The sequence below is a fragment of the Mucilaginibacter segetis genome (assembly GCF_016522075.1).
Classification (GTDB): domain Bacteria; phylum Bacteroidota; class Bacteroidia; order Sphingobacteriales; family Sphingobacteriaceae; genus Mucilaginibacter; species Mucilaginibacter segetis.
Genome location: NZ_JAEHFW010000003.1, coordinates 1 through 24,378 on the forward strand (window position 1 = coordinate 1; position 24,378 = coordinate 24,378).

18 protein-coding genes and 1 rRNA gene are annotated in these 24,378 nt (G+C 43.1%); 7 read left to right on the forward strand and 12 right to left on the reverse strand.

All coding sequences use genetic code 11. The annotated features are described in order from the left end of the window. Positions 1-142 precede the first annotated feature (142 nt). Positions 143-254, forward strand: a 5S ribosomal RNA gene (gene rrf / locus I5M19_RS13750). A gap of 168 nt (positions 255-422) precedes the next feature. Here the strand turns inward: rrf and I5M19_RS13755 are convergent. Continuing rightward, entirely contained in the window at positions 423-1,079 is a 657-nt protein-coding gene (locus I5M19_RS13755; RefSeq protein WP_200066939.1) for a CGNR zinc finger domain-containing protein, read from the reverse strand. A 588-nt stretch (positions 1,080-1,667) separates the two neighbouring features. Beyond that, on the reverse strand, positions 1,668-4,820 hold the full coding sequence (locus tag I5M19_RS13760; protein ID WP_200066940.1) for a type ISP restriction/modification enzyme: 3,153 nt from the start codon (positions 4,818-4,820) through the stop codon (positions 1,668-1,670). Positions 4,821-5,122: 302 nt separating this feature from the next. On the opposite strand from I5M19_RS13760, the gene I5M19_RS13765 reads away from it, so the two are divergent. From I5M19_RS13765 to I5M19_RS13775, 3 genes are all read left to right on the forward strand, one after another. Continuing rightward, complete coding sequence (locus I5M19_RS13765; RefSeq protein ID WP_200066941.1) at positions 5,123-5,359, forward strand: hypothetical protein; 237 nt, start codon at positions 5,123-5,125, stop codon at positions 5,357-5,359. Positions 5,360-5,574: 215 nt separating this feature from the next. Then, on the forward strand, positions 5,575-6,762 hold the full coding sequence (locus I5M19_RS13770; protein WP_200066942.1) for a Gfo/Idh/MocA family protein: 1,188 nt from the start codon (positions 5,575-5,577) through the stop codon (positions 6,760-6,762). Positions 6,763-6,962: 200 nt separating this feature from the next. Further along, positions 6,963-7,832 (forward strand): sugar phosphate isomerase/epimerase family protein, encoded by an 870-nt coding sequence (locus I5M19_RS13775; RefSeq protein WP_200066943.1) that lies wholly within the window; start codon positions 6,963-6,965, stop codon positions 7,830-7,832. Between the two features lie 40 nt (positions 7,833-7,872). Here the strand turns inward: I5M19_RS13775 and I5M19_RS13780 are convergent, their stop codons facing one another. The 5 genes from I5M19_RS13780 to I5M19_RS13800 all read right to left on the reverse strand — a co-directional run bounded on the left by I5M19_RS13780 (position 7,873) and on the right by I5M19_RS13800 (position 14,452). Further along, entirely contained in the window at positions 7,873-8,649 is a 777-nt protein-coding gene (locus tag I5M19_RS13780) for a GLPGLI family protein (protein WP_200066944.1), read from the reverse strand. Between the two features lie 32 nt (positions 8,650-8,681). Then, positions 8,682-11,483, reverse strand: coding sequence for an outer membrane beta-barrel family protein (locus I5M19_RS13785; RefSeq protein WP_200066945.1), 2,802 nt, complete (start codon positions 11,481-11,483; stop codon positions 8,682-8,684). Positions 11,484-11,701: 218 nt separating this feature from the next. Further along, a complete protein-coding gene (rfbC, locus tag I5M19_RS13790) occupies positions 11,702-12,256 on the reverse strand; it encodes a dTDP-4-dehydrorhamnose 3,5-epimerase (RefSeq protein ID WP_200066946.1) in 555 nt (184 codons plus the stop codon). A 1-nt stretch (position 12,257) separates the two neighbouring features. Next, positions 12,258-12,560 (reverse strand): DUF4286 family protein, encoded by a 303-nt coding sequence (locus I5M19_RS13795; RefSeq protein ID WP_200066947.1) that lies wholly within the window; start codon positions 12,558-12,560, stop codon positions 12,258-12,260. 56 nt (positions 12,561-12,616) lie between these two features. Then, positions 12,617-14,452, reverse strand: a complete 1,836-nt coding sequence (locus I5M19_RS13800) for a tetratricopeptide repeat protein (RefSeq protein ID WP_200066948.1) — start codon at positions 14,450-14,452, stop codon at positions 12,617-12,619. 105 nt (positions 14,453-14,557) lie between these two features. On the opposite strand from I5M19_RS13800, the gene I5M19_RS13805 reads away from it, so the two are divergent. The 3 genes from I5M19_RS13805 to I5M19_RS13815 are packed head-to-tail and all read left to right on the forward strand — an operon-like array spanning position 14,558 to position 18,813. After that, the gene (locus tag I5M19_RS13805; RefSeq protein ID WP_200066949.1) at positions 14,558-16,447 is read left to right on the forward strand and encodes an alpha/beta hydrolase family protein; all 1,890 of its coding nucleotides are present in this window, start codon (positions 14,558-14,560) and stop codon (positions 16,445-16,447) included. Positions 16,448-16,452: 5 nt separating this feature from the next. Then, positions 16,453-18,096, forward strand: coding sequence for a sensor histidine kinase (locus I5M19_RS13810; protein WP_200066950.1), 1,644 nt, complete (start codon positions 16,453-16,455; stop codon positions 18,094-18,096). A gap of 30 nt (positions 18,097-18,126) precedes the next feature. Beyond that, on the forward strand, positions 18,127-18,813 hold the full coding sequence (locus I5M19_RS13815; protein ID WP_200066951.1) for a response regulator transcription factor: 687 nt from the start codon (positions 18,127-18,129) through the stop codon (positions 18,811-18,813). On the opposite strand, the gene I5M19_RS13820 is transcribed toward I5M19_RS13815, so the two are convergent. The 5 genes from I5M19_RS13820 to I5M19_RS13840 all read right to left on the reverse strand — a co-directional run bounded on the left by I5M19_RS13820 (position 18,807) and on the right by I5M19_RS13840 (position 24,316). Further along, entirely contained in the window at positions 18,807-19,436 is a 630-nt protein-coding gene (locus I5M19_RS13820; RefSeq protein WP_200066952.1) for a class I SAM-dependent methyltransferase, read from the reverse strand. The genes I5M19_RS13815 and I5M19_RS13820 overlap by 7 nt on opposite strands. Next, positions 19,436-20,311: a UbiA prenyltransferase family protein gene (locus I5M19_RS13825; protein WP_235985851.1), complete on the reverse strand. Its 876-nt coding sequence runs from the start codon at positions 20,309-20,311 to the stop codon at positions 19,436-19,438. The genes I5M19_RS13820 and I5M19_RS13825 overlap by 1 nt, the downstream gene beginning before the upstream one ends. A 29-nt stretch (positions 20,312-20,340) precedes the next feature. Then, positions 20,341-21,612 carry a metallophosphoesterase gene (locus tag I5M19_RS13830; protein ID WP_200066953.1) on the reverse strand — a complete coding sequence of 424 codons (1,272 nt, stop codon included), beginning with the start codon at positions 21,610-21,612 and terminating at the stop codon, positions 20,341-20,343. A 24-nt stretch (positions 21,613-21,636) separates the two neighbouring features. Next, a complete protein-coding gene (locus tag I5M19_RS13835) occupies positions 21,637-23,139 on the reverse strand; it encodes a sigma 54-interacting transcriptional regulator (protein ID WP_200066954.1) in 1,503 nt (500 codons plus the stop codon). Between the two features lie 79 nt (positions 23,140-23,218). Then, on the reverse strand, positions 23,219-24,316 hold the full coding sequence (locus I5M19_RS13840) for a vWA domain-containing protein (protein ID WP_200066955.1): 1,098 nt from the start codon (positions 24,314-24,316) through the stop codon (positions 23,219-23,221). Positions 24,317-24,378: the final 62 nt, after the last annotated feature.

Genomic DNA, 24,378 nt, shown 5'->3' on the forward strand with positions numbered 1-24,378 from the left:
ACACAAAGCTGTTGTTTTCTCTGATACTTACTTCTTTCAATAATATGTCATTGTTGTACCGGTGTACAGAGCCGGTAACCAGTGCCAGAGGATCATATCCCGCACCCGTTACCCACACTTGCACCAATCAACATAAAAATATTCAGGTGCCTATATCGGCGGTGTCCACCTCTTCCCATTCCGAACAGAGAAGTTAAGCCCGCCAGAGCCGATGGTACTGCAGTAAAATGTGGGAGAGTAGGTCGGTGCCCAATCTTAAAGTTAAACCCTTCAACCTAAAGTTGAGGGGTTTCTTTGTTTTTATACAGTCCGCGAAGTCAGTAAAGTCCGCAAGACAGAAAGTCCGGATGTGACATTCTAAATCCTAAAATCTAAACTCTAAAGTAGAAATACTAAAATACTTTCTGGTTTCTCCTTTCGCTTTAAGCATTATTCCCTAATACCTTCTTTTTATAGTATCTGCGGTTGCGCAGTTTTTTGCCGCAGGCGTTGGCGCTGCACCAGGTGCGGGTGCGGCATTTGCTTACATCCAGATACAGCGCGCCGCAGCCCCGGCATTGTTTTAGTTTGGCCAGCCATACAGGGTCAAACAGTTCCTGCGCTTCCAGTACCAACACCCACAGGGGGAAGGCCAGTTCCTCGTGGATGTTTATCCATTGTGTTGCGGGCCTGCCGTTTATTACCTGGTAGCTGAGGTGCTGCCTGGCCGTGGCCAGCCAGCGGTTAATGCGCGGCATGGCATAAACGGGTAATTCGGTTTTGTGGAGCAGGGCGGTAAACAGTTCGGTAAGGGTTTCGCGGAGTTCTATAACCTGCCTGTGCAGTTCCTGAATTTCTATGGGGTTACAATAGGCCTCAAACTCCAGCGTGAGGTACGTGCTGCCATCAATCACCCCACCCTCGCGGCACCAGTACAGGAAAGCATCGTAGCTGGGGAGGTAATCATGCCGCCTGGAGTTTTTGGCGGTATTGATAAAGTTGAGCACGGCGGCATTACCGTGGAAAGGCGCGTCAGCGAAGTTCTTTTGCTGGCAGTGCGCGTAAAAGCGGTTCATGGCACCGCCAATAGAGGTTTGCATGGGTCTTAAAATTTAATGGTGTATAGGGTAAAGCGGGGTTTACCGGTCTTAAATAATGCAGGTGGATAGGCAATACGTGTTTTTGCCCGACTGAATTTGATGCCTTTTACTGCGGCTGTTTTAGGTGGCTTTTATGCTAAAAACTTGGATTTCAGCATGTACAGGCGGTTTTTTGCACTATGGTTTGCTGCTGAAGCAATCCGTGTGCCAAAACAAAAGAACGATTTTTTGATGTTTTTGAAAGTGAACAGCGTGTAATGCCCGGGTTGAATGCTGCAGAACGCAGGATAACCCGGTAGTAATTGCAATGTAAATATACAGAATATTCTTGATATATGGAAGCGGTTTTATTTTGAGGGTGCTTTATTAAACACACCCCTAACCCCTCTCGAGAGGGGAGTATCTATTTTTGTCATTTCGAATGAGCGGCAGCGAAGAGAACTATCTCTTGAACGGAGTGAAAAAAACTTGTATAAGCGGCTACTTACGTGGCGTATAAAATTCCTCTCTATCGTTCGAAATGACAAAAGCGTATAAGATTTCTCACTGTCGTTCGGAATGACAGGATGGGGAGTGTAAAACTGCTGATCACTCTACGCCTACTTTGTCAATTTCGAGCATGAGGTGTTGGGTTTGGGTGAGGGCTACTATCATGCGCTGGTAGTGCAGTATGTCGTCAAAACTCAGTTCGCGGCCTTTGCGGTCTTTAAGCCATTTTTGGGCCGGCTGGTAACCGCCTATATAAAATTGCCAGGTGCCTTCCGGTACGCCCTCAAAGTATTGGGTGGGGTTAATGTACACCCTGCCGGCTTTATACTCGGGCTTTACAACTATGTTATCGCCATCCTGCGGGTAGGTGGTTATGTAATTATCTACCTCGTGGCTCTCCAGTAAATGCAGTTGCCTTAACTCGCCGCCCAGTTTTACCAACTGACAAAATTTGGCTGCATCTTTTGGGTAGGGTACACGCGGAAAATCTATCTTTAAAAACTCCTTATACTTTTCGCGATAGGCCGGGCTGTGCAGTACGGCATAGATGTAATCTAAAATATCAATTGGGGCAAAGGTACCTTCGGTGGTTTCTTTTTCGTTGGTAAAAGTTAAGCCTAAACCTGTGGCAATTTGGTGTACGGTTTCTTTGTTAAGGTTGGGCGTGCGAGCCAGGGATTGTTCAAGACTTATCTGTTTAGAATTATCATTATAATATAAATACAAAGGGAAAACGTTACCACATCCAAATTTTTTTGCAGAAGCTATAAAATTAGCATCACAGGCACAATCTGTAATAAATACATGCTTAAAATCAGGATAGACTTGCTTTGGTAGTATCAACCCAATATTTTGGTGAAAGAAATTCACCATTGTTTTCCCCCTCGGTCTTCCCATAATCCCATTAGAATAACCTGTATAAATTGCTTTTTGTTTATCAAATGCACGATAATTATAATCTATTATTTGAAATTTATTATTTAGGATATCATTCTTAGCATTAATAATTTTTTTTAAGTACTCAGATGAGAAGCCCATATTATAAGCGGCTACTTCTGCAGTATTTTTAGTCAGATTTAATACTCTATCTTTCAATATTTCGGTGTCTTCATTTATTGCCAATGCGTCAAATTCTGTTTGAACACCGGAATTATCTTCTTTAAATATTGTTTTTACCGATATGAAGTTGGAATAATCCTTAAAATTATAAAAGTTCTTTTTTGTGAAATAATAATGTGGGCTATGTGGATTCAATTTTTCAAAAGGCAATTCCTTCAGAGATTTTTCAAGAAGTATATATTTAACATTCCTCTTACCTGTAAAATCTATACTAAAAATCTCTGTTTTTGCATTGACTTCTTTTTTAGTTTTTTTTATGAAAATATTTATGCTAACTCCCTGCATGATATCAAATACATTTTGGTCTGATGAACCATCTATCGCAATTTCTTTCTTCTTTGAGTCCCCATGTAAATTTATTATATAAATCTTATCAAAGCTTTCTAACAAATGCTTACGCATCTGCCTATGAATTATTCCATCCAAAAAGCTATTATTAGATATATAAGCTAAAATCCCCTCGCCGTTCTTATTAATAAAATGCTGTCCAAAACGTATGAATTTTATATAATCATCGCTTAGTGGCTGTATGTTGCGTTCATTTAAATCCTTTTTATAATCAGCTGTTAATTTTTCAATCCATTCACTTTTATTATTGCTACTCACGCTATACGGAGGGTTGCCCATTACCACCATTACGGGGGTATCGCGTTTAATGTGGTTGGCCTCGTTGGCTTCGCTGCTCAGCCAGTTGGCAAACAGGGTACCAGTATCGGCATGGTGTTCCTCTAAACTATTGGTGAGATATACGCGAAAGCGCTGGTCGCGGGTGGCCTTGTACCCGGTTTCGGTAAGCAGCATATCCAGCTTTAAATGTGCCATAGCATAGCTGGCCATTAGCAATTCAAACCCGTTTAAACGGGGAATGAGGTGGTTTTCTACATAGTTGCTCCAAATGCCCTGCTGCCCGGCAAAGCGTTTATAAATATGTTTTATGGCCTCGGCTAAAAAGGTGCCCGTACCGGTGGCAGGGTCGAGTATCTGTACCTTGTGTACCTCTACCTCGGTTTCCACTTCCTTTACAACAGAGCGCCTGTCGGTGGTGGCTTGTGTGAAGGCTTTGCGCTTTACCTTTATTTTGCTGCTATCGGCAAGGCCCATAGGCAGGTTAAATTCGGTTTTCAGGATATCATCAACTGCGCGTACTATAAAGTTTACCACCGGTTCGGGCGTGTACCAAACGCCGCGTGCCTTGCGTAGTGCAGGGTCATACTCGGCCAAAAAAGTTTCGTAAAAATGGATGATGGGGTCGTTGGTTTGGGTGGCCTTACCAAAGTTGTGCAGCAGGGCGGCTACATCCGTTGCGCGGAAAATATCGGCAAGGGCATCCACTATCCAAACAATGCGGGTATCTAAATCGTACCCGGCAATGTACTGGAACAGCTTGCGCAAAAAGGGATTGGTTTTCGGTATCAGTTCGGCAGCTTCCTGTCGCGAAAAGGTGGCCAGGGTTGGGTCGTGCAGGCGGGCCGCAAACATGCCGTAGGCAATGGTTTGGGCATAAATATCGGCAAACTCGCGGGGTTTAATATCATGTATCAGTATATCCTTAAAGGCGTGCATCTGCTCTTTAAGGGAGCTGTTAGCCTCGGTTTCCACATCGCTGCTGAGGGCGTTTTCAATTACCTGCGACAGTAGTTTGGCTTTATCGGCCATCATTACCGCCAGCTTTTGGGATGATTTAATGGTTTGCCCCACATAGGTGCAAAAGCTGCGTATTAATGCGGTAAAGGCCTCAAAGTTTTGTGGCAGGGGTGTTATATGGTTTCCCTCAATTTTGGCTATGCTTATTTTGGTTTTAAGCTCACCATCAATATATAATTCAAACTCCAGGTAGTCGGTAATAATTAAATTATCGAGGCTTTTGCGGTAACGGTTAAATTGTTCTTTATAATCTTTATGCTGTATATCCTTGCCTATATCTTTAGCTTCGATATAGCCCACAGGTATTTGGTTGCGGGTAATAATATAATCGGGCGCACCACATTTTATGCGGGCAGGCTCGTTGGTAACGGCTACCCCCTGGGCAATACTCTCTAACAGGGATTGCAGATAACCCCGGTAGGTATGTTCGGTAGCGATACCTGTACGGTAATGGGCTTGCAGGTGATCAATATATTGCGAAATGGTCATGGGTATAGGTGGTATTATAAAGCAAGGTAGTAAAATAAACGATGCTTTAGGAAGGGGAGGGTTATCAATTTTCTTGTTTTAAATGCGTGATGGCGAAGGCTTGTAACAATATTTAGCGTGGCGTATAAGATTCCTCACTGTTGTTCGGAATGACAAAAAAGTATAGGTTTCCTCACTGTCGTTCGGAATGACAGGGTAGGGAGTGGGCTTATGAATCAGCTGCGCACCCATCGCCCCTGCTGTCAATTTTCAATAAAACAAACCAAACCGCCGCGGGGCTGTTGTTTATAAAAACAACGACTATGAAAAATCCATTTCACAAACATCACGACAACAGCAATAAATTAATAGCAGGTTTAGCGCTTGGCGCCATTTTCGCCGGGGCAATAACCTATCTGTATATTAAACGTAAGGCGGATATTGAAGCCGAAGCCGCACGCCTTAAAGAGCATGCGCAGGATTACCTGAAAGAGAAACGCCAGAAGATGAAGAAACACAAATCGGACGTGGACGATCTGGAAGATATTATACACGCCTAAGCGGCGATAACCCGGGGGTACTCGTATTCATCAAACCGGAATAAAAGTTTGACGGTACAGGTACCCCTAAATTATGCGGTCTCCCCAAATCAGGAGGCACATCCGCACATCATGCAGATCTGGACATCTACATATCGCACATCGTCTCCGCATTTGCATATCTGCACATCTAATCCTATCTTAACTCCGTAAACCAAAATCCATATTTATAACTTATGAAAATTGCTATGCTTGGCTCGGGCTTTATTGCGCGTTTTTATGCCGATTCGCTGATAGGGCACCGCCGTACCGATACTTTACACGCCGTGTATTCGCGCAATGCGGATAAGGCCAAAGCCTTTGCGCAGGAGTATAACCTGCCTTTTTACAGTACCGATATGCAGGAGGTGGTGAGCCACCCTGAGGTGGATGTGGTGGTGATATCGCTGCCGAATGATCTGCACCTGGCCGCCGTGGAGGCCTGTGCCAAAGCGGGTAAGCATGTGCTGTGTACCAAACCTCTGGGGCGTACCGCTGCCGAGGCTAAGCAAATGCTGGATATGGTGGAGCAGGCGGGGGTAATGGGCGGCTACCTGGAGGATCTGTGCTATTCGCCCAAGTTCATTAAATCGTTAGCGAGCATAAAGGCAGGCAGTTTGGGGCGCATATTGTGGGCCAAAAGCCGCGAGGCACACCCCGGCCCGCACAGCAACTGGTTCTGGAACAAGGAGCAGAGCGGCGGCGGCGCCATTGTTGATCTGGGCTGCCACTGTATCGAGATCGCACGGAACTTTATTGGTAAGGAGGTGAAACCGGTGGAGGTGATGTGCTGGGCATCAACCCAGGTGCATCCTATTGATGCGGAGGATAACGCTATAGGGCTGGTTAAATATGCCAACGGCGCCATAGGGCAGTTTGAGGTGAGCTGGTGTTTTAGGGGAGGGATGGATCTGCGCGATGAGGTGATGGGTACCGAGGGCACCATCTGGACGAATAATTTTTTGCGTACCGGGTTTGATATGTTCACTACCGGCAAGGGCGGCGGCTATGTGGCCGAAAAGGCCGAAAGCAATAGCGGATGGCTTTTCCCGGTGGGGGATGAGGTGAACGAGCTGGGCTACAACCACATGTTTACGGATATGTTTGAGGCTATTGATGGCAAGCGCGAGCCTGCCGAAACCTTTTACGATGGTTACGTGGTGAATGCCATTATTGATGCGGCCTACGCTTCGGCCAAAAGCGGACAGTGGGAAGCCGTTCAACTTAGCGACTGGCGGGGCAATAACGAGGTTACCCGCGAGGCTGCCTATGCTATCTATAACGATCAGTATTATTTAATTAAGGAGGAGATACTTCCGCACGGCGACCGTAAACTGATCCTGAAGGATAAACAAACCGGAGAAGTAATAGTAAAGGATTTGTAGGGGGAGAGAAGATGAGAGCGGGTGCGGGAGTGATGACTTAAACGATTGATTATGTATAGCGGCGTACAAGGTTCCTCACTATCGTTCGGAATGATAGGGGGAGTTTTTTAGCTTAAAGCGGAAAGATCAAAGCACATAGCTTTTTAGCGTTTAGATTTTTAGAGTTTAGAATTTATAATTCAGGATTTACAATTAACCCAATGAACCGAAGAAACTTTTTATACAACACGGCGATGCTTACAGCCGCATCGGCAATAGCCGGAAAATCTGCATTTGCGGAAGCGGCTACTGCTATTACCCCGGGTATCCAGCTTTACATGGTGAAGGAGGATATGGCGCGCGATGCCGCCGGTACGCTAAAGCAACTGGGCGCTATGGGCTACCGCCAATTAGAAAGTTACGGCAGCGATAAGGGGATTTTCTGGGGCTATACCCCTGCGGAATTTAAAAAACTTGCCGCGGGCTATGGCTTAACGCTGGTTAGTACGCACTATAATCCCTGTACCCTTGCTGAGTTTGATCAACTTGCAGGGCAGGCCGCCTCAATCGGCATGAAGTACCTGATATGCCCCTGGCTTGGCCCTCAACCGCATATTGATGCTTTTAAACACTTTGCGGATGATTTTAATAAACGTGGCGCCATCTGTAAAAAGCACGGACTGCGCTTCGGCTATCATCCACATGATTATCCTTATAAACCGGTAGACGGGCAACTCCCCGTTAACGTGCTGCTTGATCATACCGATCCTGCGCTGGTAGATTTTCAGCTGGATGTGTACTACACCGTAACCGAAGGGCAGGACCCCTACGCTTATCTGAAAAAATATGGCAACCGCTTTAAGCTGATGCACATGCGCGACGTATTAAAGCAGCGTTTACCTAAAGGCAGTGAGGAAGAATCGGCCTGCGATATGGGGCAGGGTATCCTTAACTTCCCTAAGCTGATAGCGGCCGGGCAGGCGGTGGGTATGCACTACTTTTTTGTAGAGCAAAGCCGCTTTTACCATGAAACACCTTTGCAAAGCGCCAAAGCCAATATCAGCTATATGCAAAAAATGCGACTGGTTTAGGGTCGCATTTTAAATTGATAATAAGGTAGAGCGAGTATTTTTAGAGCAGAAAGGCCTTGTAATAGGATTGTGCTTCGTCGCCCCAGTTCTTAATGGCAGATTTCAGCGTTTTCTCCAGTTCCTGATCGTTAACGGCTTTGCCTTTTGTAGGTGCTTTAACCGTTCCTTCGGGCAGGGAGGTGTCTACTACTTTTGTAGCAAACCAGGTGATATTTTCGTGCGGCAGGGCAAGTCCCAGTATCATGCCGGGCAGCCCTGTGAATGATTCGGGCCCGCCGGATACGGCAATTTCGTCGGTATAAAAGGCTACAACGTATATGGAGTCCATTACCAGCGCGTTGGCCCTGCGGCAGGTATAACCTGCAATTTCGCGGGTTTCGTCGGTGATTTTCCAGGTGATCTTGCGGGTAGTATCCTTTACCAGAAATTGTTCTTCAAAAACCTGTTTCTGGGTAGTGCTTATATGCGTATTAAGATCGGTATAAACGGTATTGATCTGTTTACCGGCCGGATCATTTGAGAACCAGCTGTTGGTTTGAGTTTCTGCCGGTGGCGCAGGTGTGAACAGCGTTTTATTATTAGCAAAGCTAAGGGTGCTGGTCATGGTTTTAAACTGCGGCTGTGTTTTTTTATAGTTCTCGAAGGCCGGGCCGTACCAGGTTTCGTTATCGGCATTGATGCTTTTTTTAATAATGGCGAACATATTTACCCTTCTCTCGAATTCAATGGTGCCCGATGTGGTGAAGTGTTGGTTCTGAGCCAGCAGGCTGCTTCCGCAAAGCAGCACAATTAACAGGGATATGATTGGTGTTTTCATGTTGGTGTTTCTTTTTTCTGAATGATGCCTTTTTAGTTTGCTTTTGGAGTTGTGCCCTTGCCAAAGCCGCTGAAATCCCAGCTTACCGAGAACATAAAGTACCGTTTAATGGTAGTATAAGTGCTTTGGGTAAAGTTTTGTCCGTTGGAGTTTCTACTAAATCCTTTGTTTTGGTTAAGCAGGTCATTTCCGCTGAGGATGATCTTTAACCCTTCGGATTTAAGGAACGATTTGGTGATGTTAGCATTCAGTATAAATTGTTTAAAATCTGTAGCAAATGATTGTGTTGCCGCCTGGTAGGTATAATCACCATCGGCGCCTATCTGGAATTTGCCCGGCAGGTATACATTGAAACTACCGCTGGCATTAAAGCCTCTGCCGTTGTTGTTAATATCAGGATTTAATGATGATTTGCCAACTGTATAGCTCGGCCCTGCATTTAGCCTGAAGTAATATTTCTTTTGAACGTATTTGTTGATGTTTAATCCTCCGCGGAAAGTGTTGGATTTGGTAGTATTCAGCTCACTGTTCTTTAAACTGTAATAAGTATTTCCGTTTAAATTAAAATTAACTCCTATGTTCATATCAAACAGGCTGATCTTACGGTCTAAATAAATACTGGTGTAATAATTAGATGGTTTTTTACCAGCCAGATTTAGGTACTGTATAGTTGTTTTACCTGTACTATCAGTAGTGATGTTGTTTACTATAGGGTTGGTAGTGAACGAGTAAGAACCATTAAGCCAGATAGACTGTCCGCTTAGCACTTTATATGAATTGTAATTACCATAAAAACGATGCGTAAATGACGGACCAAGATCCGGGTTACCCAGCGTAATATTAAGCGGGTCATCATTTACGCGTACTGGTTGTATCTGATCTATAGTAGGCTGAGTTGGATTTCCGTAGTAGCTTAACCTTAACGATTGTTGCTGTGATATTTTATATTGGTAGGAAGCCTGCGGGGTCCAGTTAGTAAAGTTGCGTTTATATTCGGTGTTATTAAAAATATCGATCTGTTTAAATTGTACAGCCGCTACCTTGGTACCAAAGTTTAAGATGTTTTTTCCTTTTTTATAATTGAACATTACACCACCCTGGTTAGAGAACTGATTGAACTTATAATCGCTGCTCAATGAGTCGTTCAGCACGTTGTAGAGGTTTCCGGCCTTATCATATGATAAACGGTTGGCATTACTGTTATTTAAACTGATGCCATAGTTTAACACCAGCGACAATGATTGTGTAATAGGTTCGGTATAAGTAGCATTAGTAAATAACGTTGTGCTTTTAATATTGGTAGTTTTTAACTGATCAATAACCTGACTACTGTCTAACTGGCTCTGTTTGTTGTAATAATCAATCTCAGAGTTAAGGAAACCGTTAGATTTGGTGTTGTTAACGGCAGTATTTACGTTTAATGAAAAGGTACGCCCTTTCTTTTTAAATTTTTTGTTGTAAAATGCTGTAGCGTTAAACTGCTGCCCGTCGGTATGATTGGTTACACTGCGGTTGTTTTTATTCAGCAGCGAATCTGTAGTACTCCTGTAGCTTGTTGCGTCGTAATCGCTGCGCGTATCTCCATTTCTTAAAGTTCCGCTTACAGTAAGTTTAAGGTTTGAGGTTGTATCTATTTTTAACTGATATATCGCATCCAGTTTTTGCCTGAACAGGAAGTTATCATATGTTTGGTCGGAGTTGCTGTTTATGATCCTGTCGGGCAGGGTGTTTTGGGTTAAGGTGTTGTTGTTGCCCGTAACCTCAATTGATCCTACTTTATAATTGGTATTGATCGATTGTTTATCGCCATCCCATTTGTTATCATAATGCAAACCACCGGTACGTGCAACAGGGATACCCTGCCCGTTGTAACGGCCATCGAACGAGTCGAGGTCATCACCGCCGCCACCGTAAATAATAATACCGCCATCGTCGGTAAAGTCCATATTTCCGCCGGTACCCAGTTTACTGTTGTCTTCCCATCCCAAGCCTGTTTTGCCGGTGTTACTAAGTGTACCATAGGCGGAAAATTTCATTTTCCCCTTGAATTTATTGAAAAGGGCCTGGCTGTCGTAATACCCGTCTGTACCAACTCCACCTGTTACTTTGCCAAAGTAGCCGTTCTTTTTATCTTCCTTTAATTTAATGTTGATGGTTTTGGTTTTTTCGCCGTCATCAATACCGGTAAAGGTAGCCTGGTCGCTTTTTTTATCATAAAGCTGCACCTTATCTACCATATCGGCACGTATGTTTTTGGTAACCAGGGTAGGGTCATCGCCAAAAAACTCCTCACCATCAACCAGTACCTTTGGTACGGATTGGCCCTGAGCGGTAATTTTACCGTCTTTATCAACCTGAATGCCCGGCAATTGCCTTAACAGATCTTCCACCTTGGAATTAGGTTCTATTTTAAACGCGGCAGCATTATACTCAGTGGTATCACCTTTTATTTTTATAGCAGCAGCTGTTCCTTTTATCATCACCTCTTTTAGCAGACGCGATTTTAACTGCATGTCAATCACACCAAAAGTATGCGTGGTGTTAACCGAGTCGAGCGTAAAGCGTTCTACATAATCGGCATATCCGGGATAGGTTACCAGTAAAATAAAGTCGCCTTTGTGCAGCTTGCTTACGTTGAAAGCGCCATTGGCATCGGCTCTTGTAAAATTAACCAGGGTTGAATCCTTAGCATTTAATACACTAACCGATGTGTTTACAAGCTTAGCGTTCGCAACGGAATCTACGGCGGTACCTTTAACAGAATAAGTTTGTTGAGCTTTTAAAGAAATGGTGCAAAAGCAGAAAAATGCCAGTGCAATAATTGTGATCCTCATATAATGGTTTTTGTGGCAGCAAGATATAACTAAAATTTTAGGAGTTAAAATCCTGTATGTTAAATTGTGTTAAAATTTGACATAATAATGTTAAATAGATGCCTCACAGTAATGCCAAGGGATGTTTTTCCGTTTATAAATACCGGGACATGCTTAAATCAGTGCAAAATAAAAGCGATACGGTTTCCGCATCGCTTTTATTTTTATAACTAAAAAAGTTAATATTTAAACGGACTTTTGAAGGATGCAAAATCAGGCAGTATCTGATCTTTTCCGGAAAGAATGGCGTCTTGTTCATTTATGCCCCAGCCAATAGCCAGCTCAGGGTCGTTCCATATCACACCAGTTTCCGATTCTTTATCATAATAATTGGTTACCTTATAGGTAAATATGGTATTATCTTCTAAAGTTACAAAGCCATGCAGGCAACCCGGAGGTACCCATAACTGTAAATAATTAGCGGCAGTAAGCTCAACGGCAACGTGCCTGCCATAAGTAGGGGAGCCAAGGCGTGCGTCAACAGCTACATCCATTACACTGCCTTGTAATACCCGCACCAGTTTGCCCTGTGCAAACGGGGGCGCTTGCGCATGTAAGCCGCGAACTATTCCCTTTTGCGAAAGCGACTGGTTATCCTGTACAAAATCTGCATCGATACCCACTTCAGCTAAGGTACGTTTACTATAGCTTTCATAGAAATAGCCCCTTTCGTCGGTAAATACTTTAGGTTCTAAAATTAAAACACCCGGAATGATAGTTTCTGTTACCTTCATGCTATTCAACTGTTTTCATTAAAGTGTTAAACATTACAAACTTATCGGCAAAACGTTCCTGATGAATATCCTGAAACTTGAACAGGTATTTACTGTAATATTCCTGAAACTGCTCAATGGTATCGGCATTGTATTGTATACAATAGGTAATGCCATCATTAGGCGAATCAATAATGGTTAATATTTGGTAGGAGCTAAAGCAGCCTGTAGCCATAACAGCCGGTATGTGCACTTCCTTTATCCAGGTTAACCACTCCTGCTCGGTGCTTTCCTCTAAAATTACGGTATCGTTATAGATGATCATGCGGCAAAAATAAGGAATGATTTTGATTATGTACCTGCCTCATTTAGTTTGCGCCGTTACAAAGCTTCACCTTTATCGCCACGTAATACACGGAAACGTTTTCGGGCATCATTAAGCCACAGGCTGCCGGGATAATCAGAAATTATTTTTTGATAATAGGTTTTTGCAAGAGTTGGATTGGCCAGCTGATGCTCGTAGATATCGCCCAGCATAAATACGGCATCATCAGCCCATAAGCTATAGGAATACTGTTCGGCAATGTTTTTTAATAGCACCACCGCATTGGCATAGTCTTTTTGCTGCAGCCGTATTTTGGTTTTGGCCATTAGTATATCGGCAACCAACGCATTGCCCGGATACTTCTTATCAATACTATCCAGGGTAAGTAACGCCTTATCTGTTTGGCCTGCAAATATCAGCAGATCGGCCCGTGCGTACATTTTGAGTGCCGCGCCGCTACTATCTGCCGCTAAATTATCCGATATCAGCAGTGAGAGGTTAAGCGCGTCGTTGGCTATCAACTGCGAAGTTGCCGCCTTTAATACGTCCAGCTGCCGCCGCGACCAGTTAAAATCGCCGGTGTAGTAGGCCAGCCTGGCGTTGCGCAAAAGGGCGTCCTGTGCTACGTTGGTGTTAGGGTTGTCTTTTTCTACCTGGCTGTATAGCAGGGTGGCATCCCATGGGCGGTTGTTAAGTAAGTAAATATCACCCAGATCGAGCTTGCAATCGGCAAGTAAACTGCTGCGTACACCGTTTACGGCAACAGCTTTTTCGAGCAAAGCCTGGGCATCATCCAGTTTATGCAGTTTAAAGGCCTGCAGGTTGGCCAGTTTTTGCATGGCGAACACTGTGCCGCGGTTACTGCCAAATTCCGTAAGCAACTGCTTATAATCTGCCTCAAGGCCTAACAGATCTGCCTGCGTATATAGGCCTGATGTTATCTTGAGGTTTTTGGTGTTGATGAGTTCGATCTTTGCAGGAACATAGTTGCTGTTTTCTTTTCCTTTACTTATCACGTACTCGTACCCCCTGATGGCGGCATCATAAGCATTATTATTTGTTAGGGTGCGGCATAGTTCAAATACGCCATTGCCATCATCGTTCTGCCTGCGGCTAAGCGCTAATTGCTGGTTAAGCGCCTGGTCAAATTCCTTTTGCTGCAAATATTGCCATATGAGCAGGTTAATGAAAATAGTTTGCTGAGGATCTTTTTGGATCTTTTTTAACAGCGCCGAACGCAGTATATCATAATCTTCGCTGCCTTCGTAAACCGATGAAAGCATGTTCTCCGCCTGGTTTATAAATACAGGATTAGCCGGTAAAAAATTAAGATACTCCTCGGTTAAACGGGCTTTATCATGCTTGTACCTGAACAGGTTAATAAGTTCAAAACTAAATAAAGCGTCGTTATTCAGTATTTTACGGCCCTGCTCAAATATGCGTATGGCATAATCCACATTGGAGTTTTGATAGAACTGCGCAGCCAGGCGCGAGATCTCGTTTTGATTGGCCGGGAGGTTTTTTATCAGATCGGTATATACCGCATCTGCTTTATCGGTATTTCCCTGTTGCGTATACACAGCACCCAGATCTATTTTGTATTGGCTGTCTTCAGGATGCTTGCGGATCATTTTTTTGGTAACAGCCTCGGCGTCGTCGAATTTTTTGTTGCCTAACAGGCCGTTAAGGTATTGCGGGTAATAAAGCTCGTTATCCTGCCGGTAAAGCTTCTGGTAAATATCCAGGGCCTTTTGAGGTTCGCCGTTACCCATATACTGCCTGGCCAGCTGCAGTTCATTTGCCTGTGCAAACAGGTGGTTGCTACAGCTAAATAATACTAAAATCAGTATGCATAAATGCCTTTTTATTTTTATATATTTAGGAACCCGCATGTATTTTTTATAACGTTGCAACAGGGTAAAATTGTAGTGACATTGATTAAAGATTAATGAAATTAACTAATTTGACCTCTGTTTTATTATTTAAGCCTAATATTGATGCCCGGCCGTTTAAGATCATTTTTATTAATTGCTGCTATAGCTTTGCTATCTGCCTGTAAGCAAAATCAGGTAAGGCAAATACCTGTAAATGATTTTTTTAAAACTCCTGAAAAAACATTCTTCCGGATATCTCCTGACGGTAAATATATATCTTATTTAAAGCCTTATAAAGATAAGCAAAATATATACATCAAAACCTTAGCGAGCGGCAAGGAGCAGATGGCCACTTCTTTTACTGATTACTCGGTACGTGATTATTCATGGACTTACAGTAACCAGATCGTATTTACCCAGGATATTATCGCTGATGATGTTTACAAGCTTTTTGCCCTTGATGTGGCTACCCTGAAAATAAGGAGCCTGCTCAACCTGAACAAGGTAAGGGTACACATACTTAACCGTAACCGTAAAAATCCGGATATTATTACGGTGAACATGAACAGGCGCGATCCTGCTAATTTTGATGTTTACCGTTTAAATGTTAAAACGGGGGAGTTAAAACCGTATATAATCAATCCCGGGAATGTTACCCGCTGGTATCCTGATGCGGAGGGAAAGATACGTTTGGCTAAAGCATCAGACGGGGTTAACGAAACCATACTTTACCGCGCTAATGATAAGGCGGCATTTAGGCCCATTATAAAAAGCAATTTTAACGACCGGGTGGATCCGGTGGCGTTTACGGGTGATAAGAATTATTTTTATGCCCTATCAAACATTAATCGGGATAAAACCGCCCTGGTAAAAATAAACGCGGAGAACGGTAACGAAGATAAGGTAGTGTTCGCGAGCGATAAGGCCGATATACTTGATGTAAGCTACTCCAAGAACAAGCGCTGCATAGAGCTGGTATCATGGGAGGAGGCCAAGCCGCAGAAGCATTTCCTGAATGATGATGCAAAGCGGTTGTACAGTTCTCTTTATAAAAAACTAAAAGGTACCGAAATGGAAATTGTTGACCGCGACAGCGCGCAAAACAATTTTATTGTTTATACCTATACTGACAGAAACCCCGGTACTTATTATTTATATGAACGCAGCGGCGATAAACTGTTAAAACTGGCTGATATTAACCCCGATATTAGCCCTAATGAGCTGTGTACTATGGAGCCCGTATCTTTTAAAGCCAGCGATGGCCTGCTGATAAACGGCTACCTTACTGTGCCTTTGGGTAAAGAGAAGAAAAATTTGCCTGTTGTGGTAATGCCGCACGGCGGGCCTTGGAGCCGCGACTCCTGGGGGTATGATGCTGAGGTGCAATTTTTAGCTAACCGGGGCTATGCGGTTTTCCAGGTGAACTATCGCGGATCAACCGGATATGGCAAGGCTTTCCGCAAGGCAGGTTTTAAACAGGTGGGCGGCAAAATTCAGGACGATATTACGGACGGGGTGCACTGGCTTATTGATAATAAAATTGCCAATCCTAAAAAGATAGCCATATTTGGCGGTGGCTTTGGCGGGTTTTCGGCGCTGTATGGTGTATCGTTTCATCCGGAATTGTATAACTGCGCCATTGTACAATACGGCCTTATTAATTTCTTTACCTATTTAAAGGATGTGCCTCCGTTTTTTAAACCGTATTTAAAAATGATATATGAGATGGTAGGCAACCCGGAAACTGATGCCGAGCAGCTGAGAGCCATATCCCCGGTATTTCATACGGATAAAATAAAAAGTCCGTTATTAATATTTCAGGGAGCTAAAGATCCACGGGCAAATATCAGCGAGCTTAACCAGTTTGTGCGCGAGCTGAAAAAGCGCAATGTGCCGGTAACGTATCGCTTAAAGGAGAACGAACGGTCGTATTTTAAAAGTGAACACAACCGTACGCAGATGTACGACGAAATAGAGAAGTTCCTGAATACCAACATGCAGGTTAAACCCTAAGGGTAATGAAAGTACAGAAAACCATTTACCGTAAAAGCTTTTCGCTCATCATAGCTTTTTTGGTACTTATAACTGTAACCCTCATTATAGCTGTATTTATTTCGTATAAACTCACCGAGAAGTATGTAGAGAATGAATTTGCTTCCAAAAAAATAGAAGTGCTGGAGCAAACTATTAAACCCTACAATGATTTTTTTCAGATCAGAATTCCGGAGATCACCTCGTACCAGGGGTTTCTTGACTCCGCTTCGGCGGCTAACTATTCTGCAACGGTATTTAAGGATTATCCGTTTGTAAGTAAGGTGCTGTTCTATGATATCCAGATTGGCGACTCCACCGTGGTGGAAAGATCAGGTGACGATGTGGGGATATCTGTAAAAGCGGTATACCAATATAAGCCCAAACGGGGTAGTGTTTACGGTGAAAAGGATATGTCGGCAGCTAATAATGATGATTTCAGGCAGATGGCGCTAAAATTGAGCAGCTTTATACGCGTTGCCGATACCACCCGCTTACCTACGCAGGATGAGATATTCCGCACGTTTTATGATGTTAAGCCTGATAAGATCATTTACCAGAACATCCCGCGCCGCGAGGATATAAAAATTTACCGGTCGTTATTAAAGAATAAGCATTCGGCTGCCTTTTACAAGCAAAACATGCTTACGTTTATGCTTGACCCTAAAAATTTAAAGTTAAGCAATTCGCATCCGGAGCTTTACCAGGATGTGACGATACAACCCGTAGTGTATGATCCGCTGGATATAGAAGGCGAAAAGAAAGTTACGGAGGTGGCCCTGCCGGGCGCTTTTTCTAACTATAAATTATATTTCAGCACTACCCGAGAGCATCTGCGGCGCGAAATAAACCGCCGTTTTTTACCTATTGGAGCTATTGTATTGCTTATCTATTTTTTTCTGGTGCTTATTAGCTGGCTGATATACCGCAACCTGAGCACCAACCTTAAGGTGTTTAAACTGCAATACGATTTTATCAATAACTTTACCCATGAGTTTAAAACCCCGGTGAGTGTAATAAAGATAGCCGGATCGAATTTACGTGGCGATGCCGAACTTAGCGACAGGCAGCGCAAACATTACGGTAAAATACTGGATGAGGAAGCTGATAAGCTGAATGAGCTGATGAATAAGTTGTTATCATTCACACAACTCGAAAACCGGTCGATACATATTAAACGGGAAGAGATTGACCTGCACGCATTTGCGAAAAGATATATGGATACCTTTAAGATAAAGTACCCTGATTTTAAGATGGAATTAAAGGTTGACCATGTAAGTACTTTTTACAGCGACCCGGTGCTGTTGGGGAGTATTTTTCAGAACCTGATGGAGAACGCGTACAAATACTCGCATCCGGGAAAAAAGGAACTGAATATTAACATTAAGCAGGAAAGAAAACATATTGTATTTTCATTTGCTGATAAAGGCATCGGGATGGCCAGGAATGAGCAGGGCGATGTGTTCAAGAAGTTTTACCGGATAGAGAACCAATATAACCAAAATGGCAGCGTTGGACTGGGTTTAGCTTTTTGCAAAGAATTAGTTAATTTTATGGACGGCGAAATAAGTGTGGTAAGTAAAATTAACGAAGGTTCGACATTTGTTGTAAACTTGCCATTGGAAAGCTAACCCGGAATTGATTAGTTTATTGTAATTGATATGAATAAAGAAATTAAAATTGCATTGGTTGAGGACGACGAAAATTTGAGGTTTTTAGTGGCCGAGCGTTTGCAAACAGAAGGATATAAGGTTTTGGAAGCCGGTAACGGCGAAGAGGCGGAGAAAATGATACATGCTGAACAGCCTGATATTGTACTTTTGGATTGGATGCTGCCGGGGAAGCAGGGATCTGAGGTGTGCAGCAGCATACGCGAAAAGGGTTTTGATAAACTGGTGATCATGATGACCGCCAAAGCCCAGGATATTGATAAGATAGACGCTTATAACTTTGGCGTATCTGATTACATCACTAAACCATTTAATATGGATGTGCTGGTGGCAATGATAGATAACAAGATAAAATTCTCGTTAAATAACGAAAAGACCGAATCGCATAAGTTTGGTAATATGGAGCACCTGCCCAATACCCATTTGCTGATTAAGGATGGCCGCAAAACCGAACTTACCATATTGGAGAACCGCATATTGCTTTATTTTCTGAAGAACAAGAACAAAGTGATCAACCGAGAGGAACTGATGATGGAAGTGTGGGGTTATAACGCGGATGTAAATACCCGTACTTTAGATATGCACATTGTAAGGCTGCGCAAAAAGATAGAAAATAACCCCGATTCGCCTTTATACCTGCAAACGGTAAGGGGCATTGGCTATAAGTTTGTTTATTGACCATTAGCTTTACGGTAGGCAAATGTTTTAACAAAATCGCCATAAAAGCACTGCTGGTTGGTTAATTTGTAGCGATGCTGTGCAAACTGTTTTTGGATATGCGGCAAACGCCATGATTCAACTCCGCAGAGCAGCTTGAAAAAAATGATCATGCTGTTCAGTAACAGGTATTGCCACCATTTTCCGGTGAGCTGAAAGTCGGTATTAAGCCATATACCGCCGGGTTTTAGCATTTGATGGATACTCCCGAACATTTTGGGTAGGTATTCATCAGTATAATTATCAAATAAAAAGGGAGTTATCACCACATCAAATTCATCCGCTATATTGGTGTCCTCAATTGCTTTGTTTATAAAACTCACCGTGTTGTTTTTTATATTACGTTTTTGGGCAATAGCGGTCATTTTAGCTGATATTTCTACATAGGTAATGAATAACCCGGCAGGATGTATATCAGTAATTTTTTCGAGTATATAGCCCGTACCACCGCCAACTATCAATATCCGAGAGTTTGGCGGTATAAGTGATAAGAAGCAACTTTGCGCATTTATTAAAGCATTGCCATAAACAAGGCGCGATAAGCGGTCATAAAACGGTGCGGAGTTATCGTAATTGCCTCCCATTAAAACAGGTTAAAAACCACCAATAACAAATACTGTAATATCAAAACGCCATCCATAAAAAAGAAGTAGTAGTATTCGTTACGTTCCCATTTCGATTTAAAAATGAGCCAGCCTGTTAACACTGCCGATAAGGATAGGGCCAAAAAATCGGCATTAAAACCGCTGTTCCTGAACATGAATAACAGAACGATATAACTACCAAGTAATAGCTGACAAAATAATATGGCATTTTTTTCGCCCCAGGCCACAGGGATGGTTTTAACGCCGGTTTGCCTGTCGTGGAAAAGATCGCGGATGTCGAAAGGAATAGTTAACGCTCCTATGAACAGAAAACGTTTAGCTACCAGTATAGTTAAATTGCGTATGGATACATCGGCCAGATGCAGGTCCTGTGCTTCCAATACAGGTAGTAATACGCAACTTAGTGTCCACACAAAGGTGATCAGCAATGATTTTAAGCCGGGTATATTACGTAATCCAAACCTTTGCTCGCCTATGGAAAAGAGAGGCAGGCTGTATCCAAAGGATAAAACGGACAGGAAGACCAGTAAAATCCGGGATTCGATAGAGAGCAGGAAAAACAAAGGGATGAGCGATAGCAGGGATACAATGGTAAATGTAACCATCAGGCGGTAATGTGCAAAAAACCACCGGACTCGTTTATACGCCGATTCTTCGGGGTGCTTGGGTTTGGTAAGTAATATGCTGAAGTTGTAAATACCTAAAGTAGAGGTGAATAATAAACAGGTTACTGTAAAAACAGGTTTTGAGTAGATTAGTGCAAAGGTTACCAGGGCTTGCGCAACCGCACATAACGACATGAAGATGTTGCTGAACAGAAGAAAATCAAATACAGACCTGAATAAATTTTTCATTTATGACCTTAGTGGCTGGTCCGCGGTGCTTAAGCTTTATAATTTGGATCGGTCGCGGCCTTTAGTTCAAATATCGTAATCTCCGGCAATATTCCAATCCTGCCGGGGTAACCTAAAAAGCCGTAACCTACATTTACGTATAGCTGCTGGTGACTTTCGCGGTATAACCCGGCCCATTCTTTATACACATATTCAATAGGGCTCCATTGAAAATCATCCGTACGTACACCAAACTGCATGCCGTGGGTGTGTCCAGAAAACATGGCGTCAATTTGCGGATATTGGGGTAAAACCTGCGCCCGCCAGTGCGAAGGATCGTGCGATAGCAGTAACTTCACCGGCAGATCATCGGTGTTTTTTACAGCCAGATCCATGCGTCCGTATCTGGGGAAACGGCTCAGCTCGCCCCAGTTGCCAATACCTAAAATACCTATTTCTTCACCATCAACCTTTAAACGGCGGTTTTTATCTACCAGCAGATCCCATCCCAGCTCTTTGTGCGCGGTGAGCATATCAGCAAAGTTTTTTTGTTTGGCTGCTTCAGATGGCCAGGTGCCGTAATCGCCATAATCATGATTGCCCAAAATGGAGTAAACACCAAGCGGGGCCTTCACTTTATTAAAAATATCGAAATAATTATTGATCTCAGACGATCGGCCGTTTACCAGATCGCCTGTAAAAAATATAACATCAGTTTTTTGGCGTAACAGCATATCTACGCCGCCCATTACCGCTTTTTTGTTAAAGAAACTGCCGGAGTGAATATCTGATATCTGCCCGATGCGCATCCCATCAAATGCTTTTGGCAGGTTAGGCAAAAAGAGCGTGCAGTTTTTTATGCGATAGTCATACAATCCTTTTGACATGTTGATCTTTAACGCTGCCAGTGGGATTGCACCTGCCAGCAAGCCGGCCTTCATTAAAAAGGCTGAACGCGGAATGGTTTCTGCTTCAGGGTTGGCCGGCAATGGTTTTGCCGGCTTGTTTTTTCTGACAATGAAAATTATAAGCCGCCTTGCATCATCTGCCAGCAAAAATAACAGGTAAACTATTTTAAAGATAGCGGCCAGGAAGAAACCAAATAAAAAGGCTGCCCTTAAACCAACTGAAAGTTTAGTGTAAATGCTTAAGATGAGCCCTGTTATAAAGAAGATTGACGTTCCCCAATAAAATAGTTTGAACCACCTTTTTTTAGCGAACCGTTTTTTTTTGAATGCTACCTGTATGCCTTTAAAAATGTAGGCATCGGCAGCAAAAAGTACAATAATTATAAGCGCGATCTTAAGGACTTGTCCTTGCATTAGTGGTTTTAACGATTTTTAAAATTAGTACCGGTCGTCATCAAGGTCAAGGTCCTCGTCATCAGGTTCTAAGTTAAATAAGCTATTGAACATATCTGAGAAAGCGAAGCCATTGTCCAGGAAGCCTTTGTTGAGTTGTGAAAACTCCGCAAGGCCGTGTAAAATAAATTCCATTAACAGTAGTTGCTGATTTTCGCTAAGGTTAGGATGGAATTTCTTTACTACATCTTTTAAACCGGGAACCAAATTTAATGATTTTTTATATTCCTTAAAGGGCAGGTCATCAACTAATGACAGCGTGTTGCCATCGCCGAACCAGTTAATGATGGATGCATAAGGATTTGGTGTTTTCCCTTTTTTAGATTTTTCAGGATCAGGGAAAAACTGCAATAGCAGCGTTTTAACCGCCTTGCCTATTAATATGTTGGCCACTTTGCCGGGGCCTTCCAGCTCACCTTCATAAACCAGTTCAATTTTGCCGGTAATGGCCGGGATAACGCCCAGAAAATCAGATATACGTACAAACGTGGTGCTTTCACCATTCAGGATCATTCGCCTTTCCGCATTGCTGATCAGGTTTTCATAAGCCGATATGGTTAAACGTGCAGATACTCCTGATTTTTTATCAATATATTCAGAGTTACGTGCTTCAAAAGCAATTTGTTCTACCAGATCCTTTACCAGTCCGTCAGCCTCAACAGCGCTACGCTGTTCAGGCGATAGTTGCGCTTCCTGTTGGGTGATCTTGCGCGAGATCTCTACCGAACGCGGGTAGTGGGTAAGTATCTGGCTTTCTATACGGTCTTTTAACGGTGTAACAATGGAGCCACGGTTAGTGTAATCTTCCGGGTTGGCGGTGAATACAAACTGAAGGTCGAGCGGAAGGCGCAGTTTAAAACCACGTATCTGTATGTCGCGTTCCTGCAGTATGTTAAACAGGGATACCTGTATGCGTGCCTGCAGATCGGGCAGTTCGTTTATCACAAAAATACCTCTGTGTGCACGCGGAATAAGCCCGAAATGGATCACCCGTTCATCAGAATAGGTAAGTTTCATGGTAGCGGCCTTAATAGGGTCAACATCACCTATCAGGTCGGCAACGGTAACATCCGGAGTGGCCAGTTTTTCAGTATAGCGTTCGCTTCGGTGTACCCATGCAATAGGGGTATCATCGCCCTTTGTTTCTATAGTGGTATGCCCGTACCACGATATGGGATTTAACGGATCATCAAATAATTCGGAACCTTCTATATAGGGTACATATTCATCCAGCAGGTTAACCAGCAGGCGTGCTATACGTGTTTTTGCCTGCCCGCGTAAACCCAGCAATAAAATATTATGGCGCGAGAGTATAGCGGTTTGCAGGTCGGGGATAACGGTATCCTCAAAACCAACGATGCCTTCGAATCCTGCATCCTTGTTTTTTAGCTGTGTTATAAGGTTAGCCCTTAATTCATCTTTTACAGAGCGGCTTGTATAAGCTGTTTTTTTTAGCTGCCCCAGTGTTTTTATATTTTTATGATCCATGTTTCAATTTGAAAATCTGATAACTTGAAGGTTTAAAAATTAAGCTGATATTAAACCGGCCATCTCCCTCGTTATTCAATTACCGTACTGTTCTTCTTCTGTTTTTTATATAGTCCTCAAAAATGTATTCGCCCAATCCGTTAAGCGAGCTGTAAAAAGCCTTGCCGCCGTTAGTTTCGGTAAATTTGCGTACAAACTGTTGCAGGTAAGGGTCTTTAGCTATCATAAAAGTGGTGATAGGTATTTTGAGCCTTTTGCATTGCGCGGCCATGTTAAGCGTTTTGTTAACCACCTTACGGTCGAGCCCTATGCTGTTCTTATAATAACGCGTTCCCTCTTTTAAGCAAGTAGGCTTACCATCAGTTATCATAAATATTTGTTTGTTGTGTGTTTTGCGCCTGCGCAGCAGATCGGTAGCCAGTTCAAGACCGGCGTAGGTATTGGTGTGGTAAGGGCCTACCTGTAAATAAGGCAGATCCTGCAAGGTTATAGGCCACGCGTCGTTACCAAAAACAACAATATCCAAAGTATCTTTAGGGTATTTGGTGCGTATCAGTTCAGCCAATGCCATGGCCACTTTTTTGGCCGGGGTTATCCTGTCCTCGCCGTATAATATCATGGAGTGCGATATATCTATCATCAGCACCGTAGAGGTAAGGGTTTTATAATCCATTTCCTCTACTTCCAGATCACGCTCGGTCATCATAAAATCGCCTATACCGTGGTTTACCTGCGCGTTGTGGATAGATTGCGTCATATCTATCTGATCCAGGCTGTCGCCGAATTCAAATTCGCGGCGTTCGGCATTTTTTTCATCACCTTGCCCGCTTTGCGGTGAGCGGTGATTACCCTTCCCCGATTTTTTTAACTTACCGAAAATCTCTTCTAATGCTGATTGGCGGATGCTTTGCTCAGTTTTAGCGGTAATGTTAAAACCGCCGCCCTGTTTATCCTCATCCAGATAGCCTTTTTGTTTAAGCTCGTCAATAAAATCACCCATGCCGTATTCGTCATTGGTGATATTGTATTGTTTATCCAGCTCATTAAGCCACGCCAAAGCCTCCCCTGCATCGCCGGCGGTGTAGTTAAGTAATTCCAGAAATAATTTTAGTAATTCTTCAAACCCGCCTTTGGGTATCTGGTTGGGTTTAAACTTTGAAAATCCATAACCGCGCATGCTTTACCTTTCTTAATTAAACTTAACGGTAAATTTGGTTTAAAAGTTTGAAATACCTGCCA